Here is a 17527-nt window from a genome sequence, read left to right as displayed (position 1 = left end):
CGAGGCGGATGTGAAAACGCGAGCGGGAGCGTGGGTGCCCGAGATCATGCGCTTCGGCTCTCCAAACGAGCCTGTGGATGACGAACTAACGCTCTCACCGGTCGACGAAACGAAGGATACAATTACCGAGGAAGCTGCCTGACTCCTCCTGACAGGTTCCGGCTACTCGGTGGGCGGTCCGTACCTATCGTACGGGCCGCCTTTTTCATGTCCAGGTCTGGGCCGGTTGCTGACAGTCCGCTCCCAGGCGACTGCGCAGCAGAAGCAGACGGCAGTCTGCTTGATCGAGACCACCCGCTCGTGTTCGCTTTGAAAAGGTTCTTGGTGGAGAGGGTCTCGTTTCTATTTCGCTGTGAACAGAAACCTGAGCTTACGCCGGTCTTCGCCAATACTTCCCTGCTATGCGTTCGGCGATAAAGCTGCCAGCAACTACCCCAAACGTGACCCAGATGATGACGCTTGGACCGTGTTTCCCGAAATCAGCCAAGCCGAATGCCACCATGGCAAGAAGCGCAGCACCAATCAAAAATGCTGGCCCTGCGATCATGCAGTGAAGCCGACGGCAACGCAAAGCGTTTAACGAGCACGCCGCCCCCATCCATAGGAACAGCACCGCCGCGATTTCCACCCTCTCGTTCGGTTGCAGAAGTTCTGCGGTAAAGTTTAGGCCGATTAGCGCCGCAAACGGCACGCCCCAGATTAGGATGCGGTGCAGACGGTTGGCGGCCAAGTCACGCTTGTTGGTGGCTTCCGCGTTGCTCATCCCAACATATACCCTGCATCGGAGGCCGCCGTCGGATAAGCGAACATGGTAGATTTGATGTCGTCCGCGTTTAGCCCATGGCGCATGGCCAAGCCGAAGATATTGACGAGCTCGTCGGCGTCAGGGCCGACCAAGTGGGCTCCAAGGATGCGTCCCGTTCCGTTCTCGACCAGCAGCTTGTGGCCGTAGATCTCTTCGTTCAGCCGCCTCGCCGAGAACCAACCAGGGTGCGAGCCAGCATGCACCGTGAAATCCAGCCCTGCCTCACGCGCCTCGCTTTCCAGCATTCCGACCCTGGCCGCCGGCGGCTCCGTGAAAAGTGCACTTGGCACCCCTCGATAGTTCGGAGTTCGACCGGTATCATCGAGTATGTTTTCTACCACGACCTTGGCATCGTTACTGGAGACTGGAGTCAGTGGCGGGCCATTTGCAGCAGCGTCACCTGCCGCGAAGACCTTGGGGTTACTTTGGCTCCGTAGCTGGGCGGTAAGTGCCAAGCGACCCGCGTCACAGGCGACGTCTCCCGCCTCCAGATCGAGCGAGCCGATCGCAGGGATTCTTCCGGCAGCGTGCACCACCAGGCTCCCTTCGATCCTGCGGTCGCCAGCATGGACGGTCAGCACGTTGCCTTTCTTCGTTACGCGGTCCACTTCAGCGTCCACAATTTCGATGCCGAGATCATCGAAACTTGGCATGAGCCAATCGACCGTGTCAGGGTCGAAGGCTTTCAGAATGCGGCCTCGTTGGAAGATTGTGACCTTTGCACCGGCGCGCGCGGCGAGGTGGGCAAATTCTGCGGCAATGTATCCGCCGCCGACGAATACGATCCGATCTGGAAGGGTTTTGTGTTCTAGGAATGCATCGCTGTGAATCAGCAATTCCTCACCTTCGATCCCAAGCGGCCGAGGCTCTGCTCCCGTTGCGATAAGAGCGTGCGAGAAACTCAGTTCCCGGTCGCCTATCACGATCCTGTCGGGGCCAGCAAAGCGTGCCGCGCCGTGAAAAGTCGCGACGCCCTTACGCTCGTAGCGAGCTTCCTGCTTTTCAGGGACGGGGTCGGTAAAGCTGCGCTTGAATGCCTGGAGGTCGGCCCAATCAATTGAAACCGAGCCCTTGATGCCCTTCCCCTTCATTCGCCTGTATGCCGCGAGCGCTTCCTCTCCGCTCACCATCATCTTTTTCGGGTCGCACCCTCGAAGCGCACATGTGCCACCGTAAGGCCGATAATCGATAACCGCGCAGCGCTTCCCGGCGTTGGCCATCTGGTGGACCGCGACCTGCGCAGCAGTTCCCGATCCGATGGCGACGAAATCGAAAGCCTCAGCCATGGCAGCAATCCCCTTCCTGTATTGGGGGGCAGGGAACGGTGCCGTACGAGCAGAACACGCAGCAATCGCCTTGGAGCGGCTGAAGGCGAACGCCGCAACCCGCGCAGTTATGGAAGAACAGGCAAGCGTTGGTCGGCATTTCCATGTCCTCCTCATGACCGCATTCGGGACAGCGCAAGCGCGAGATCAGGATCGGATCAGCCATAGAGGAAGGCACCTGTCAGCAGCGCCGCACCGATGGCAATTCCTATGGCGGTCAGCGCTCGATAAGTCGATGATCCGCATGCACTGTCCGCCGGGCATGTTCGTGCCTGCCGAAACTGCCAGAGCAAACGGAGGGTCGCAGCGAGAAGAAGAGCCGACGCCAGGGTCAGCAACGGGACGCGATAGGGGGCCAGGACCGGCGAGATGCTGCCAAGCCACGCCGAGCCCACACCCACCGACGCGAGCATCAAGGGCAGTGCACAGCATGCAGCTGCCCCGAAGGCTGCAAAGATACCCCCGCCCGTCGCCAATCCGTTCCACCATGTGCTGATGCCGCGCATCGATCGTCCTTTTGCAAACCTCGATTCGCATACCTATTTACAGTCTGTAGCAACTACAGACTCAAGAGGTTGGCTTTGAAAATTGGCGAAGTGGCGAAGCGGACCGGGTGTAACATCGAGACAATCCGGTATTACGAACGGATAGGCGTTATCGATGCTCCGCCGAGAAGGGGCGCCTACCGCGACTATGGTCCTCACGACACGGAGCGCCTCCGCTTCATTCGGCGCGCGCGCGAACTCGGATTTTCCCTCGAAGAGGTGCGGGCATTGCTTGACTTAACGCCAGGTCAGGAAGTGCGTTGCGATGAGGTGCAATCGATCGCCGAGCAGCACCTCGCAAACATCCGTGCGAAGCGGGCCGACCTTGAGCGTATGGAGAACGCTCTCGCTAAACTGATCGAGCAATGTGGCACCACGAGCAATGATCGGTGCCCGGTATTGGAAAGCCTCGCGGGCGAAGGCTAGCCCAGCGAATTCAAGCTACAGACCAACGGGTTTCCACCCAGCACTCAAAATTGGCGCAGCCTGCCGGATCAGAAAAGCAATCGGTCCGCTTTCGGGCACCTTGCAATGTGCGGCCTACGACCAGAATTGGGGCGCAAAGCCGACATCGAAGCTAAGAGGAGAGTGAGCTTCCTGATTCCTGAACCCGGACACGTCCGTTCCGGTGATCAGGAGACGATCGATGACCAAGTCCCGCCGCACCGCTTCAGTTTCTCCAGCCGGACGCATCACTGCCGCCATCATTGAAAAGCTCGAAGAGGGCACCAAGCCCTGGGTCAAGCCGTGGCGTGGCTTGCCGGTTTCGCGCCCCTTGCGTTGCTGCGGGACGCCCTATCGCGGCATGAACACCTTTTGGTTGTGTATGGTGGCCGATGCCTGCGGATACACCTCTCCCTACTGGATGACATACCGCCAGAGTCAGAAGCTCGGTGGTCAGGTCCGCAAAGGCGAGAAGTCGACCATCGCGATCTTCTACAAGAGCTACACAAAGGAAGTTGAAACCGCTGACGGCGGGCAGGACACGGAGAACCGTCGCGTGCTGAAGGCCTATTCGGTATTCAACGCCGACCAGTGCGATGGCCTTTCCGAATTCTACCATCCCAAGCCTCTGGTTGCCGCGCTTGAGCCCGAAGGCCGCGAAGAGCGGCTCGATGCCTTCTTCGCCCGGATCGAGGCAAACCTGCGGCATCACGGCGCGCAAGCATACTACGAGCCGCTGCGCGACCGCGTCACCATGCCGCCTGTTGAACTCTTCGAAGCCTATGACCACTACTATGCGACACTCGCGCATGAGCTGTCGCACTGGACGGGGCATTCCTCGCGGCTCGATCGCGATCTCAAGAACCGCTTCGGTAGCGATGCCTATGCCGCTGAAGAACTGATCGCCGAGCTATCGTCTGCCATTCTTGGCGCTGAACTGGGCCTTCCGGTCACCCACCTCGACCATCATGCGAGCTATATCGCGTCTTGGCTCAAGATCCTCAAATCGGACGAGCGCGCGATCCTGACCGCGGCAGCAAAGGCCGAGGAGGCAGCCACCTTGCTGCTCGAACTGGGTGAATTCCAATCAACTGAAGGCGAGACCGACGTCGATTTGGCTAGTGCAGCCTAAGGAGCGGTGAGATGGGACGTTCCGTCAGCTATCCGACCGGCTCATTGGTAGCCTTTCGCCTGCTCGATGACGGCGAAGACGACGATGCGGACTGGGTCTATGAGTGCCTCGTCGACGAGATCATCGATACCACAAAGGCAGCCTTTCCATCCTTCGAGACCTTCGATGGATGGCGCGGTCGCGAGGACCGTATCCTTCTGCGCAACGCCTTCGCCGATTGCGGGATATCGACCTATTGCGGGCTTGCCGCGATCTGGCTCGCCCCTCGCGATGATGCTCGCTTTTGGGAAGCTGACTTCTCTCACCCGCGCGCGGCCCGTGCGCGCCACTGGATCGCCCAAGTGGCGCCGCGTTTCGAACGAATGTTCGGCGAACTCAAAATGGTCGGGCGTTTCTCGAACGGAGAGGCGATCTTCGAACGCCAGAAATCTTGCATTTGAGGGACAATTGTGTATATCTTGCACATGAAAGGACAGGCTATGGCGACGAAGCCACTCGAATTGCAGCCCGACGATGGCAAGGTCCTCACCTCTGCTATCGCGCGCATCGCCGAGTTCTGGGGCCTCACCAATCCCAAGCTTGGTGCAATCCTCGGTGTATCGGAATCGACCGCCTCACGCCTGCGCTCGGGCAAGGCCCAGCTCGACCCTCAATCGAAGTCTTTCGAAGCTGCTCAGTTCCTCCTGCGACTGTTCCGCTCGCTCGACGCTCTGCTCGGGAGCGACGACATGTCTGCGCGCGCGTGGCTGACGACCGCCAATCTCGATCTCGATGCGCGTCCGATCGATCTCGTCGACAGCTTCAAGGGTCTCATCACCGTTTGCGACTATGTGGACGCCCACCGCGCTCGCGTCTGAGTTCCGCCGCTACCGCCGGACGGTATGGCGGGTAGTCGAAGCACAGCATCGCATCTCGACCAATCGATTGACCTCCGACCTTGGCGAGCAACAGCGGCTTGAAGAACTGGCAGATAGCGCCAAGCCGGACTTGCCGAAGTCCGCGCACGGGTTGCACTATCTCCTTGCTTCACCCTTTCGCTATGGCCACACGGTTGCCAGCCGGTTTCGCCGAGCGAACGAGCGGCCCGGGATATTCTACGCAAGCGAAGCCGAAAGCACTGCGATTACCGAAACCGCCTACTGGCGGCTCAAGTTTTACAGCCGCTCGCCGGGCTTCGTTCCGGGCAATCGGACCAGCGAGCACCTGAGCTTTTCCGTGCCCATATCGGTCACGCGGCTGACAGATACGACCAGAGCGCCGCTTAAGGTCGATGCCAACCGATGGCTTGACCCGGACAACTACTCGCACTGCCAGGACCTTGCTGCGTCGGTGCGCGAAGCGGGCGGTCAGGCCATTCGGGCATGCTCCGCGCGTGACCCGGACGGCATCAACTTGGCATTGCTCGATCCGGCCGGCTTTGCGAAGTCGGAACCAGATCACGGTCGGGGGTGGCACTTGCGTCACGAGGGAGACCGACTAACTGCGATCGCGGCTTTCCCGCACGCGGAAGTGCTCGCCTTCACGCCGGTGCAGTTTGGCCTCCAAGAGCGCTCCTGAGTCGATCCGGGACTCCTCCGAGACAACTCCAGCACCACCCCGGCACTATCCAGCACGAACCTGTTCGCTGGTCCTCGTGCCCTGGACCGGTCAGGTCCCACCGCAACCCGCGCAAGGCTGCGGCCCGTGTGGCCCGCGCTAGCCTTGCCTTGCGGGGTTTCCCGCTGTCGCGGTGCGGCGTTCCCTTGTCCCGGTCCTTGTCGGGCACGGCGAACAGGCCCGCGCGGAAATTCCTCTGCCGGCATTCGCCGGTCTCAGGAGGACTACCGATATGTATGACAGTTTCGCCAGCCAGCTTGCGGGCCTCGATCTATCCGGCTTCTCAATCACGCCCGCCCCTTTCAACGAATGCGACTTTCCATGTGAGGATGCCATGGCTCACACGCTGGGAGCGGTATGGTCCGATCTCTTTGCGCTGTTCGCCGACACCGCGCTCGAAGCCGACGCCGAAGATCTCGCTTGGGGCTTCGTCAATCTCTTCCACCGCGCTGCCAGCCGCAAGTCGGCCCAGGTGGATCGGGCCTCGGATGAAATCCGTGCCCTGTTGGCATCCGCCGACGGCTCCGAGGTGCATTCGTCGAACCTTGAGGAGCAGACCCTGCGCGCGCAGTCGGCTGAAGCCAGCATGCAGGCCTTCGAGCAGATGCGCGAGGTTGCAGCAGGGCTCTACCGAGACGAAACCGGGTCTTCGTGGAAGCCCGTTTCGGGATCGCGTGCGCGCCATTCCAAGAACTTGACTTCCGCCGTGATCGATGCCCGTGATTTCCTGCGCGTGCGCAAGGAACGCCGTCAGGCTGCACATTCGCCCGAGGGTACTCCGGTGGTTTTCGCCGGTGGCCGCAACCGCTTCGAAAGCGAGGCCGAGGCCAAGACCTACGCTGCCAACATCTGGGCTACACTCGACAGGGTGCGCGAGGTTGTTCCTGACCTGTTTCTCGTGCACGGCGGCGACGGCAAGGGAGCCGACAGACTGGCCGCATCCTGGGCCGAGCGTCACGAAGTGCAGCAACTGACATTCGGGCTTGAACGCCGTCTCGGGGCTCGCGCAGGGTTCAAGCGCAACGAGCTAATGCTCGGTCTTAACCCTCGCTACGTGGTGGCATTTCCGGGCAATGGCGTGACCGAACGCCTTGTCATCGAGGCCAAGAAGCAGCGTATCACGGTTGTTGATCGTCGCGGGCCATTAGGCAGCTGTCCCGGGTGAGCGTGCGAGGCCCGCTCGGCGTTTTCGCGCTTGCTTCCGGTCACCAGAAAAAAGGGCGGCCCCATTTGGAGCCGCCCATAAGGAGAGAACTCATTGCATTGCTGCTCCGAGCCCTTCGGGTCGCGAAGCTGACATAGCACTTAATCTCTTTGAGTCGATTGTAGAGTAACGACAGGCCCGAATAGATACGCTTTCGAACAATTTCGTTGCGTATCTGAGCGCCTCTGAAGCTACTCCCTTGTGGATGGATATGCTTGTTTATTGCAGCGGTGTGGCACTTATCGTTCCCGCATCTGATTTGCCACGCTACAAGATTTCCAATGCAACTCGATGATCTTCTCGTTCGCTACTTTGCCTCGACCAATATGGCTGAGATAGCACCCGACACTTTGGCAGCCGGGATTGAGCATTGCCGGGTCGACCTTGGCCTCGAAGAGGACAGGGGCAAGCGCTTTGCACTGTGGTCGTTCCTGCACATGTTCGGTTCTGCCCCCGACCTCGACGTGGCGTTCGAGAACGAGGAAGACCGGGAAGCAGCCCGCAACTTGATGGATCTCCTGGCAGCATCGGAAAGCGACGGCGAAAGCTGAATGCAGCGGGATCATGTGACCCTTCAGACCCGCACCCGATACCCATCCGGCTTTCTTCGCGAACAGTCCTGAACCAGGTCAGCTGAGGAGCCGCAACCCGTTCCTTTGACGGCCGTGTTGGCAGCTGCGCTGCCTGCCCGCACCACCCGTCATGAACAGGTTTCCCTTCGGCCTTTCAGGCCTGCGGTGCAGTTCTCCCATGCCCTGCTTCTTCTGCATGTTCGCAAGCCGGAGATGGTCTCCGGTTTGAGGAACTGAAGGAACACACCCATGACCAATATCGCAATCCTCACCGGCCGCATCGCTCGCGATCCCGACACCCGCGAGACCAAGGGCGGTACCAATGTCACCGGCATCACCGTCGTCACCGATCGCCCTGCGCGAGACAAGGACGGCAAGACCTACAAGGACGAGAACGGCTACACCGCCAAGGAAAGCGAGTTCCACCGGGTGACCTGCTTCAACGGCCTCGCCAAGACCGTCGGGCAGTACTGCACCAAGGGCCAGTTGGTTTCCGTCCAGGGCCGCATCCACTATACCCAGTGGGAAGACAAGGACGGGGTCACGCGCTACGGCACCGAGATCCTCGCCGACAAGGTCGACTTCCTCTCCCATGGCAACGGCTCCGGCGAGAACGACGACAACAAGGATGCTCCCGAGATCGACTGAACTCTCCCGTCGATCTCCCTCCCGAAGGGGTCCTGTCCAAGCTGGACAGGACCCCTTTCCTCGTTCTACTTCACAGACGTTTGTTGAGGGCGAGGAGAAGATATAGAAGCACCCAGCCGCTTTAACGCCTCGTCCTCTCCCAGCTTTGCGAGCTCCACGGCCAATCTTGCCAGGCCCTTCTTCGAAAACGTTTCAAGGCCTGTTCCGAGGATTACGCTGCCCAGTTCAAGAGCAGCCTGTTTCTCGAGTTCTTTCTGACGCCGGTCGAGTGCCAGCCGGTCGGCTTCCAGCTTCTGGAGTGCAGCTACAGCGCTTCGTTTCGATGGCATTGGAGTTCGTCCTTACTCCCCTTTCGCGTTCCTCCCACGGGCTCCAATGGAACAGGCCAGACCCTGTAGGAAAGTCCTTTTGCAGATGACTGGCACGGGCGCTTTTATCGGGCGGGGGAGGGGCCTGGCTCACGGACTTTCAAGGATGACGGGCCCGGCACCGACGCGTCAAGGACGGCGGGGCCCCACCATTTTGACTCCCCTTCGCTTGCGCTGCGGTCCAACAAAATCGTTGCCCCCACCGCCGCTTCGCGGTCGCCCCTATGGGCGATCCCTGACCCGCCGGCACCGTGCCCATCCGCCTTCCTCCTGTCGTCTCACCGACAGACATCAGGAGGAAATCATGACTACACTTGGCAATATTGAATCGAATTCGAACAGCTACTTTGAAGCACTCGCCACTGCCGAACAGCGGGCCTTGCACAGTTTCTTCGACCAGCACGTCGTCGAGGATGACGACCTTGGATACTTCGCTCTCGACGAAGGTGACTACAACGCCTTGCCAGCACATCTGGCCAGCCGTGTGGTGCACACGGTGCATGGCGCAATGCTCGACGAGTTCTGAGCGTCCAATAGGGCGGGAGCCGGTGACGGTTCCTGCCCTTTTTTCGTGTTCGCTGGTGGAAGAGGAGGGCGGGATGTGGAGCGGGGCTGGTGACGCGCTCGGTCCCGCACCACCTGCGGCGGTGCTCCTGCGGGCGCGGTGTCTTTGTTCCGGGCCCCGCACGCACTTGCGCACCGCGACCGGGTCGGACCAGCGCGCGCGGCAGGACCGACAGGTCCCGTTCCCGCCGCTTCACACTTGGTCCTTTGCCGGTCCCTCTTGCGCAGGTGCTGCCTCTTGTTGAGGGTGTAGCTTCGACATGACCGCTCGCAGGCACCGGTTCGTGCGAAAGGTTGCTCACGCTCCTTTGGCAAGGATTGCCAAGCCCCACGATCAGAGAGCCGCAATCATTTCTGGGTCGGCCCGCGCAATTGTAGAGGGATGGCACACCGTACGCAGCCTAAGCTGCATTTATGGAAGAAAAGCACGAAAAAACAGATACATCGCTCCTGCGCCAATGCGGGCAATCGGGTGGTAGCCAAGGCACAGCCGTAGCCCGCCGGAGGCCATCGCACAGGCTCAAACTGACTGGCCATGTTGCGCGTCGGAAATCACTCCCGCTCGGTATCACATGGGATACCGAGCTTCCCGGTTTTGGCCTTCGCAAGCGCAAGTCAGGGCATCTCACCTGGATAGTGAAGCACAGACCGCGAGGCGTTCAGCGAATGGTGACGCTGGGAAGCGCGGGAGTGGCGGCAGGTGCGCTGAGCGCTCCCGCCGCGCGCGCCGAGGCGCGCAGATTGCTCATCAAGGCAGCGCTTGCCGATTTGCCGACTGCGCCGGAGCGGAAACAGATGCCACCGTTTGCGGATTATGCCGAAGAGTTCTGGCTCGACTATTCGCCGCACTGGAAACCCTCGACCCGCCGCTCATCGCGCTATCGCATCGACAAACAGTTGGTTCCGCAGTTCGGGGAATTGTCGGTCGATATGATCGAGCGCGCCGATATCAACCGCTGGCGCGACAGTATGGCGGACAGGGGAGGTAGCTTCAATCGCTCCATCCCGATCATGTCGGTCATGATGCAATATGCCGAGAAGCTCGGATACCGTCCGGCGGGGAGCAATCCGTGTCGTGGCGTTTCGCGTTTCAAGCGTGACCTGCCGGAGCGTTACCTGTCTGCCGACGAATACCGCAGGCTGGGTCGTGTTCTGGCCGACCACGATGGGGCGAACCCGTTCCTTGTCCCAGCCTTGCTCATGCTAATTTATACCGGAGCGCGTGTCTCGGAGATAGCGAGACTTCGCTGGCGCGATGTACGGGCACCCCGCCTTGCTTTGCCCGACAGCAAAACCGGCCCCAAGACGATCTTTCTCAATCCCCAGGCCATCGCTGTGTTGGATGAACTGGAACGGCGCAGGGACGATGAGCTCGTCTTTCCCACGATGTATCGCGAGAATCCGATCAATCTAGGCCAGCATTGGGACAAGATCAGGCGCAAGGCTGCGTTGCCCGATGTGCGCCTTCATGATCTACGGCACAGCTTTGCGTCGGTCGCCATCGCGCAAGGTATACCCTTGGCGACGATTGGTAAGCTGTTGGGGCACGCGCTTCCTGAAACGACTGCGCGCTATGCGCATCTTGCTGACGAAGTGATATCGGAAAGCGCCGACCGTATCTGCTCAAACCTCGCATCGGCAATGGGCATCACCGCATGACCAGCCACGATCTCAAGTCCATCCTTGCCGAAGAAATGGCTCGCGTCATTCCCGGCGAGGACGGAAAGCGCCGCTCCAAGTTCGACTACCTGTTACCGGGCTTTGGAGAGCGTATTCACCCATCGGGCCGCAAGAGCTATGTTCTCCAACGCACGATGGGCGGGAAACAGCGGCTCATCACAATAGGCGATGCGGCTATCCTGAGCGAGCGCATCGCTAAAGATGTCGCCCGCCGCCTAATCTTGCGCATCGAGTTGGGCCAGAACCCCGCAGACACGAAACAGCGCGGCAAGAGAACGCCGACCTATGCGGCGTTTTTGCAATCTTATTGGGAGCTGGTTGAACCGACCTGGAAGCCATCGACCCGAGAGATTCACGGCATTTATCGGCGTACTCATCTCGATCATGCGTTCGCAGGAAAGTTCCTTGATGAGATCAGCCACGCCGATGCGGTGCGCTGGCATGCTGGGCTGACTCGTTCGGCAGGGCCAGGTGCGGCCAATCGCGCGATGGAGATCCTGAAAGCCATGTTCGGCAAGGCAGAGGCCTGGGGCTATCTGCCTGAGCATTCAAACCCGTTCCGAGATGTCAAACGGAATAGGGGCCGCAAGATCGAGCGTTTTCTTAGCGGCGAAGAAATGGCGCGGCTGGGACGGGAACTTTTGAGCCATCGTGATGAGAAACCACTGGAAGTGGCGGCAATATCGCTGCTCGCGCTGACAGGCTGTCGGCGCGGCGAAATTCTCAACCTCACATGGGGTCAAGTCCAGGGCCGAAAGCTCAAGCTGTCAGACTCGAAAACGGGGCCTCGCATTGTCTGGCTAGGCTTCGAGGCGAGGGCGGTACTGGACTTTTTACCGCGAGGTAGGAAGGACGAGCGTGTGTTTGCATTCGACGTACAGCCAGCTTCAGCGCTTGATTGGTTCTGGCGCAAATTGCGCAGTGAAGCCGACCTTAGGGATGTAAGATTGCACGACTTGAGACACAATTATGCCAGCCTCGCTGCGCGGTCGTCAGAAACTCTCCCGATGATCGGAAGTCTCCTTGGCCATTCCGATATTCGATCGACGGCACGGTATCTGCACCTCTGCGACCAAGAATTGCTACGGCAGGCCACGGTTGTCGGGCAGAAATTAGAATCCGTCATAGAAGGGGAATAGGCAATTCCAATTCTCGCGTACCTCCTTATGATCGACCTATGAGCATTCCGGACTATCAGACACTTATGCTGCCCGTCTTGCGTCTTGCAGCGAATGGCGAGATTAGGGTGCCAGCAGCTGCCGACAAAATTGCGAATGAATTCGGACTGAGCGAAGCTGAAAGGGAGGAGCTTCTCCCGAGCGGCAAGCAAAGAACCCTTCATAATCGCATTCACTGGGCCAAATTTTACCTCGGGAAGGCTGGTTTGGTCGAAACCCCAGAACGCGGAATTTTCCGTGCAACACCTCAAGGCACAGAGATTTTGCAGAGCGGGGCTGCAGCACTCAGCGTCAGCGATCTCAAGACGATCCCCAAGTTCGAGGAGTTCTATAAGAGTTATACGGGCGATGCAGGTGTGGAGGTCGATTCAACGTCGTCGAGCCTAGAAAGCTCAAGTTCTACTCCAGAAGAGCAAATTGAGAACGCACATGACATCCTTTCGGCTGCGCTGCAGTCAGACTTGGTTTCTCGCATTCTGGACCAGTCTCCAGCCTTCTTTGAACGGCTTATCGTCGAACTGCTCGTCGCAATGGGTTATGGGGGCTCGCATGAAGACGCTGCACGTAATCTCGGGAAATCCGGAGATGGGGGGGTGGATGGTGTCATCGATGAAGATAGATTGGGACTGGACCGTATCTACGTCCAAGCCAAGAGGTACGCCGAGAAGTCAGTTGTTGGCAGACCCGAGGTTCAAGGCTTCGTAGGCAGCCTAACCGGATTGGGTGCAACAAAAGGCGTCTTTGTAACCACATCAACGTTTAGCGCTCATGCGTGGGAATATGCTGGAGGCTTGCCACTAAGGATTGTGCTGCTTGACGGCAAGCGGCTCACGGAACTTATGATCGAGCACGATGTTGGTGTCCGCACAAGCCGAACAATCGAGATGAAGCGGCTGGACGAGGAATTTTTCGACGATCAATAAGAGTGTCTCCTTCCGATGAGCGTTACGATAAGCAAGCGTCCACCGTATCAGCTAACGTGTCAAAATGAGAAGGGGTTGGGTTGCCATTTTTCAGCTTCCAGACTGTATAGCCTCCCTTTTTACACGCTCCTTGCAGTTTCTCTTGCTTGCCCTCAGAAATAAAACGCGTCAGTAACTTAGTTTGTTGATCTTCCTGAATATCGAAAAGCTTCCTAGCAACCGCGTCGGTCAATAGGTGCCCTCCTTTAGTGTCCAGGCAGTAAACTAGACCGTCTTTCCACACCAAGAAGTCCGGATAGAACTTTGCGGTGTCGCCCTCGGATAGGAGGGGAATGAAAAATCCGCCGCCCACTGGGTTGCGATGCCAAGTCAGGTTTGTTTCATCCATTGCTGTTGCGAAGGGCAGCTCAAATTTATTGAGCCCGGCATACTTTGGATAGAGTGAGTTGGAAAACTCGACTGCCCCTTTTCCAGCGCGGTTTGCTCCAAAAACGAATGGAGCGCTACTTTCGTAGACAAGCTCTGCGAGAGAGTAGAATGCGTCGGTGATGTCCTTTGCAAGACTCTCGGCGAGCTTGTCTGCTTTGCTCTGAACTTGCACCCTAACATCGAATTTCTGGTCTTTGAGGTCTGCGATGGCGAGTGCACGAGACGATCTCGCCTTCAACGCAGTGTGCACGAACCAACGCAATCGTACAGGGTTCGTATGTCCCGCTACAGACCAGATCACTTTGCCATCAGCCGAACTTTTTCCTGCGACTTCAACTGTCGCAGAAGCGGTGCGGGCGTCTGCAATTGTATTTAAATCTCCCTCAGCAAATATCGGATAGTCATCGATAATTTGCTCTATCTTCTTTCGAGCTGCCTCGGAGTCCACGAAGATTTCATGTAGCTCGACACCTTCGACATCTCGCGGCTCAACACTTTCCGATGCCTTCCCTTTGCCTCCAAAATTTGAGGTTACCGAGAGAGGCGCTCCCTCAGATTTCAGCTTTGTTTTGACCTTTTCCAAAGTTTCAGAAAAAACACTCTCCCTGTCCACACGTACAAAAAAATGCGCGGTGTTGAGGAGCGGGCTTTGGTAATGTCGGACCTTTGGTTGGCGGAGCACACGGCCCATGATCTGTTCGACTTGGATCGTCGAACCCATGCTTTTATCGATGTAAGCTAAGTAGCAAGAAGGATCATCCCACCCTTCCTGAAGGCTCAAGTTGAATATGATGTGTTGGAAATCCGAGCTGGTAAAGTCCTCAAAATCGCTCTCCCCTTTCGAAAAGAGATTAAGCTCGTCTGGCTTTGCCCCTTTCTCGAATTTGAGGTTCGCATAGATTGCAATATCCGTTGGACTTATGCCCTTCGTCTCTACCAGATAGCGCCAAATGCGAATTGGCGGAGCCTGCCTCTTAGCGAATGGCAACGAAGGATCGTCTTGGGTTCCTTCATCAGTAATATTCGTTTTGCAAACGTAGATGGCCTTAGGGACTAAGTCGGCGCCTTCTTCATCGATCGCGGATTGCAGAATCTCGCGGCGTTCAAGCAGCTCGTCGATTGCGCGATCCATCGCAGCAGTCGTGCCATCAAACTGCAGAGCCAGTTTGACTAATTCGGCTTTTACGACGGCATCACTGTCCACCGAAGTTGTTACGAACAGGTCCGGAGCGGGATCACCATCCGGCCCGAGGGCTTTAACCGCCGCAAAGTCCTTCGCATCTTCAGCCTCTTCGACCCATAGTCGGATGGGATTGACCACAGATTTTGTGAAATTTTCAGGTAACCGAAGAGTGGCGCTGGCAAGTAGATAGCCGTCCGGCTCGAGCTCCGAAAGGATTTCCGCCTGTTGCTCAGAAAGATTGTGCCCCTCGTCATAGACAATAACTAGTGGTCGGCGAACCCCATCGGTTTCCCTTCGAATGAGGCGCTCCCATGGGCTTAGATCACCGAACTTATCTTTGTCTGTCTTGTAAATGTGGAGATTGCCCTCCGCCTGCTCTTTATTGTTGAACAGAGCGGTAGTGGTCGTGATGAGTAGCGGCGCAGAGCCGTCAGCTAACATGTCGGGCGTAACGTCAGAAATCCGAACGGTACGGAAGTCCTCGATAAGATGACTGTACTTTCCACCGATAGAGAAATTCGAATGAGTTTGACCGATTACGGATCTCGCCTTTGACATCCATAAGACGATTGGCTCGGCACCTAGATGAGCTCGAATCCGTGTTACCGCGTCCGCCAGGATGGGGGTTTTGCCCGCTCCAGTCAGAGCAGAAAGGGCTTGAAAGAAAGGACGAGGTAATTGTCCTTTGCTCGGACGATCCACATGGTTTGCAAAGAACCCAAACCGATCGGAAATGAGCTTTGAACTCTTACTCTGAAATACCTTAAGCTCAATCATCCGCGGCTTTCTCGTTTGAGTAGGCGTCAGAGCGAGCGTTGAATCCTATGTGCTCCAATACTCGCTCTGGTATCTTGTAAAACTCTATCCCTGCTCCAGTGTAGGGTGCGAGTGACGCATAGACATGATATTTTGAAGCTAATCCAGCATCTTCCGCCTCTCGCACGATCTCCTTGAATGTGCTTCGATCAAGTACAGACGAGCAATCTGGAGCGGCCCAGATCAGATAGAATCCTTCGTTCTTCGGGTTTGTTGCAAAAAGGTGCTGGTGTTCGCCAATGGGATAACGATGCAGATAGGTTCGGGCCTTCTCTGACTTGTCCCAATAGCTGTTGAGCAACAGATCGATCATTTCTTCACGCGCAAGCGCGTTCACAGCATCTGCGTCGATCTTTTCCTTGCGAAGATTGATGAAGCGGAATCCGCCACCAAGTGCCTTTTGCTTCCCTGAAGCCCAGTCGCCTTTGATGACAGCTTTGACTCTCGCCGCGGTCAGGGTCCGCGCATATGGATCGTTGTTTTCGTCATTGCCTTGCTCGACGAGAATGAAACGGCGGTCCGCCCCTTGTTCTTTGTTTAGCTTAAGCACTGCGTGCGCTGTCGTTCCCGAGCCAGCGAAAGGATCCATTACCAGTCCATCAATTGGGCACCAAATCTGTATAATTTTCGAGATTAGCTTTAGCGGTTTGACTGTCGTGAACCCATGGTCCGGACCGACAATAGAGGTTAGTTCACTTACTCCATCGTTAGTTCGTCCAGACTCCTTGTAGCCCCAGGAAGTCGCATCCAGAGTTGCTGGGTATCCGTCATCTTCTTCAGCCCAGTAAGTGACGGGAACCTTGCCCTTCTTAATTTTCTCAAGGTATGTTTTGACCCGAGGCCGCCCCGAACCATCCATTCCGAACCACAGAAAAGGCCAGGGGCCTTCCTCGAGCTTTTTCTTCGCCCGCTTTTTTGCAGTGAGCGAAGCCGCGCCAACCTTTCCGCCCTTCAATATGAGCGCTGGGGCTTGGCCATCCCCAATGTCTTTCTCGACGTAAGCGGTGCCCCACTCCTCAAGCCACTTCCTTATGTTTCGCTTCGGGTGCCTCCATGACCCCTGTCCGGCGGGATAGTGAACCTCACCAGTGAAAGGTGACTGGATGCCGTATTCGTCCTTTTCGGAGGCACTCCGAGCAGTCAAATTTCCTTCACGCCAACTGCCGTTGGGATCTTCGTCGATATTGCCATAACGCCGATTATCCGCGGGTGATCTGACTTCCGAAAGGGTGCGAGCTCGCTGCAAATCCTTAGCATACACGAGCACATACTCTGTGGAAGTCGAGACGTGCGATTTGTCCGAGCGTGGAGCAGTCGTCTTTTGCCAATTGAGGATTGCTAGCCTGTTCTCCTCATGAAAAATCTCATCGAGTAAGATGCCAAGTCGATAGAGTTCTCGACTGTCGATGCATATTGCCAAGACACCGCCAGGCTTGAGCATCTCCTTCATCATCCACAGCCGTGGCGTCATGAACTTGAGCCATTTGCTATGTCGCGACCCATCATCTTCGGATACGAGTTCGCCAAGATTAGGGTCGTTGGGGTCCTCGTCCCAACGATCATTGTAGCGGAAGTCAGAACCTGTGTTATAGGGTGGATCGGTCACGATCAGATCGACCTTTCCGCGATGCCTGAAAAGGCTAACCATCGCCGACAGGTTTTCGCCATCCCATATCTCGTTGAGGCATTGCTCGGCTTCCGAGCCGACCGAATATTTCTTGATAATGGCACTTAGTTTTGGCTTCACCAAACGCGTGATTTGCCATGGGGCGGTTCTGCCCGAGTAATTCAGGACTATTCCGTCCTTGCCCGCATGTTTTAGGGCTGCATCGTTTTCCTGCAGGAGCTTTATCAAGGCCGAGCGCGGCAATTCCTCATATGTCATTGATCATTATTCTCTCGTCGAATCGCCGCCAGATGCAGCTTGTTGGTTAGCATGGCGATGCTTCAATGGTAGTAGCGTTAAGCCACTTTCGTAGGAATAATGGATTGGGCGATGGTTCACAGCCGCCCTTCCTCCCTTCACCGCACCCGCAGTGGAACAATAGGGGAACAACGCCTGCGATGTCCATAGTTGATGCAATTCTTACCGAGCACGTATTTTTGATCCGAAAC

Annotated in this window: 19 protein-coding genes; 12 read left to right on the top strand and 7 right to left on the bottom strand. The window is 57.3% G+C overall.

Going from position 1 to position 17527, the window contains the following annotated elements; genetic code table 11:
• Nucleotides 1-370: 370 nt before the first annotated feature.
• The 4 genes from PO778_RS06070 to PO778_RS06055 are packed head-to-tail and all read right to left on the bottom strand — an operon-like array spanning nt 371 to nt 2636.
• Nucleotides 371-763: a hypothetical protein gene (locus PO778_RS06070; RefSeq protein ID WP_007163745.1), complete on the bottom strand. Its 393-nt coding sequence runs from the start codon at nt 761-763 to the stop codon at nt 371-373.
• Entirely contained in the window at nt 760-2091 is a 1332-nt protein-coding gene (locus PO778_RS06065) for a dihydrolipoyl dehydrogenase family protein (RefSeq protein WP_007163746.1), read from the bottom strand. The genes PO778_RS06070 and PO778_RS06065 overlap by 4 nt, the downstream gene beginning before the upstream one ends.
• Nucleotides 2084-2296 carry a GDCCVxC domain-containing (seleno)protein gene (locus tag PO778_RS06060; protein WP_081432306.1) on the bottom strand — a complete coding sequence of 71 codons (213 nt, stop codon included), beginning with the start codon at nt 2294-2296 and terminating at the stop codon, nt 2084-2086. Before PO778_RS06060 ends, PO778_RS06065 begins: the two co-directional genes overlap by 8 nt.
• Nucleotides 2289-2636, bottom strand: a complete 348-nt coding sequence (locus PO778_RS06055; protein ID WP_007163747.1) for a mercuric transporter MerT family protein — start codon at nt 2634-2636, stop codon at nt 2289-2291. Before PO778_RS06055 ends, PO778_RS06060 begins: the two co-directional genes overlap by 8 nt.
• A gap of 75 nt (nt 2637-2711) precedes the next feature.
• Between PO778_RS06055 and PO778_RS06050 the strand changes: the two genes are divergently transcribed.
• The 8 genes from PO778_RS06050 (at nt 2712) to PO778_RS06015 (ending at nt 8271) form a co-directional block, all read left to right on the top strand.
• The gene (locus PO778_RS06050) at nt 2712-3101 is read left to right on the top strand and encodes a MerR family transcriptional regulator (RefSeq protein WP_007163748.1); all 390 of its coding nucleotides are present in this window, start codon (nt 2712-2714) and stop codon (nt 3099-3101) included.
• A 220-nt stretch (nt 3102-3321) separates the two neighbouring features.
• Nucleotides 3322-4251 (top strand): ArdC family protein, encoded by a 930-nt coding sequence (locus PO778_RS06045; protein ID WP_034953448.1) that lies wholly within the window; start codon nt 3322-3324, stop codon nt 4249-4251.
• Nucleotides 4252-4262: 11 nt separating this feature from the next.
• Complete coding sequence (locus tag PO778_RS06040) at nt 4263-4691, top strand: hypothetical protein (protein WP_152434313.1); 429 nt, start codon at nt 4263-4265, stop codon at nt 4689-4691.
• Nucleotides 4692-4715: 24 nt separating this feature from the next.
• Nucleotides 4716-5108 (top strand): MbcA/ParS/Xre antitoxin family protein, encoded by a 393-nt coding sequence (locus PO778_RS06035; RefSeq protein WP_271438937.1) that lies wholly within the window; start codon nt 4716-4718, stop codon nt 5106-5108.
• Nucleotides 5080-5808, top strand: a complete 729-nt coding sequence (locus tag PO778_RS06030) for an RES family NAD+ phosphorylase (protein WP_221572374.1) — start codon at nt 5080-5082, stop codon at nt 5806-5808. The genes PO778_RS06035 and PO778_RS06030 overlap by 29 nt, the downstream gene beginning before the upstream one ends.
• A gap of 271 nt (nt 5809-6079) precedes the next feature.
• Nucleotides 6080-7012: a DUF2493 domain-containing protein gene (locus PO778_RS06025; RefSeq protein WP_221572375.1), complete on the top strand. Its 933-nt coding sequence runs from the start codon at nt 6080-6082 to the stop codon at nt 7010-7012.
• A 320-nt stretch (nt 7013-7332) separates the two neighbouring features.
• Complete coding sequence (locus tag PO778_RS06020; protein WP_221572376.1) at nt 7333-7602, top strand: hypothetical protein; 270 nt, start codon at nt 7333-7335, stop codon at nt 7600-7602.
• A 270-nt stretch (nt 7603-7872) separates the two neighbouring features.
• Nucleotides 7873-8271 carry a single-stranded DNA-binding protein gene (locus PO778_RS06015; RefSeq protein WP_221572377.1) on the top strand — a complete coding sequence of 133 codons (399 nt, stop codon included), beginning with the start codon at nt 7873-7875 and terminating at the stop codon, nt 8269-8271.
• A 65-nt stretch (nt 8272-8336) separates the two neighbouring features.
• Here the strand turns inward: PO778_RS06015 and PO778_RS06010 are convergent, their stop codons facing one another.
• Nucleotides 8337-8600, bottom strand: coding sequence for a DUF6437 family protein (locus PO778_RS06010; protein ID WP_221572378.1), 264 nt, complete (start codon nt 8598-8600; stop codon nt 8337-8339).
• A 343-nt stretch (nt 8601-8943) separates the two neighbouring features.
• On the opposite strand from PO778_RS06010, the gene PO778_RS06005 reads away from it, so the two are divergent.
• From PO778_RS06005 to PO778_RS05990, 4 genes are all read left to right on the top strand, one after another.
• The gene (locus PO778_RS06005) at nt 8944-9165 is read left to right on the top strand and encodes a hypothetical protein (RefSeq protein ID WP_034953463.1); all 222 of its coding nucleotides are present in this window, start codon (nt 8944-8946) and stop codon (nt 9163-9165) included.
• A gap of 704 nt (nt 9166-9869) precedes the next feature.
• Nucleotides 9870-10862, top strand: a complete 993-nt coding sequence (locus PO778_RS06000) for a tyrosine-type recombinase/integrase (RefSeq protein WP_271438936.1) — start codon at nt 9870-9872, stop codon at nt 10860-10862.
• Entirely contained in the window at nt 10859-12022 is a 1164-nt protein-coding gene (locus tag PO778_RS05995) for a site-specific integrase (protein ID WP_271438935.1), read from the top strand. Before PO778_RS06000 ends, PO778_RS05995 begins: the two co-directional genes overlap by 4 nt.
• A 38-nt stretch (nt 12023-12060) precedes the next feature.
• On the top strand, nt 12061-12984 hold the full coding sequence (locus PO778_RS05990; protein WP_271438934.1) for a restriction endonuclease: 924 nt from the start codon (nt 12061-12063) through the stop codon (nt 12982-12984).
• A gap of 22 nt (nt 12985-13006) precedes the next feature.
• Here the strand turns inward: PO778_RS05990 and PO778_RS05985 are convergent, their stop codons facing one another.
• A complete protein-coding gene (locus tag PO778_RS05985; protein WP_271438933.1) occupies nt 13007-15373 on the bottom strand; it encodes a DEAD/DEAH box helicase family protein in 2367 nt (788 codons plus the stop codon).
• A complete protein-coding gene (locus PO778_RS05980) occupies nt 15366-17297 on the bottom strand; it encodes a site-specific DNA-methyltransferase (protein WP_271438932.1) in 1932 nt (643 codons plus the stop codon). Before PO778_RS05980 ends, PO778_RS05985 begins: the two co-directional genes overlap by 8 nt.
• Nucleotides 17298-17527 lie beyond the last annotated feature (230 nt).

The organism is Pontixanthobacter luteolus, from assembly GCF_947494915.1.
Lineage (GTDB): Bacteria > Pseudomonadota > Alphaproteobacteria > Sphingomonadales > Sphingomonadaceae > Pontixanthobacter > Pontixanthobacter luteolus.
This window is presented reverse-complemented; position numbering and strand designations above follow the sequence as displayed.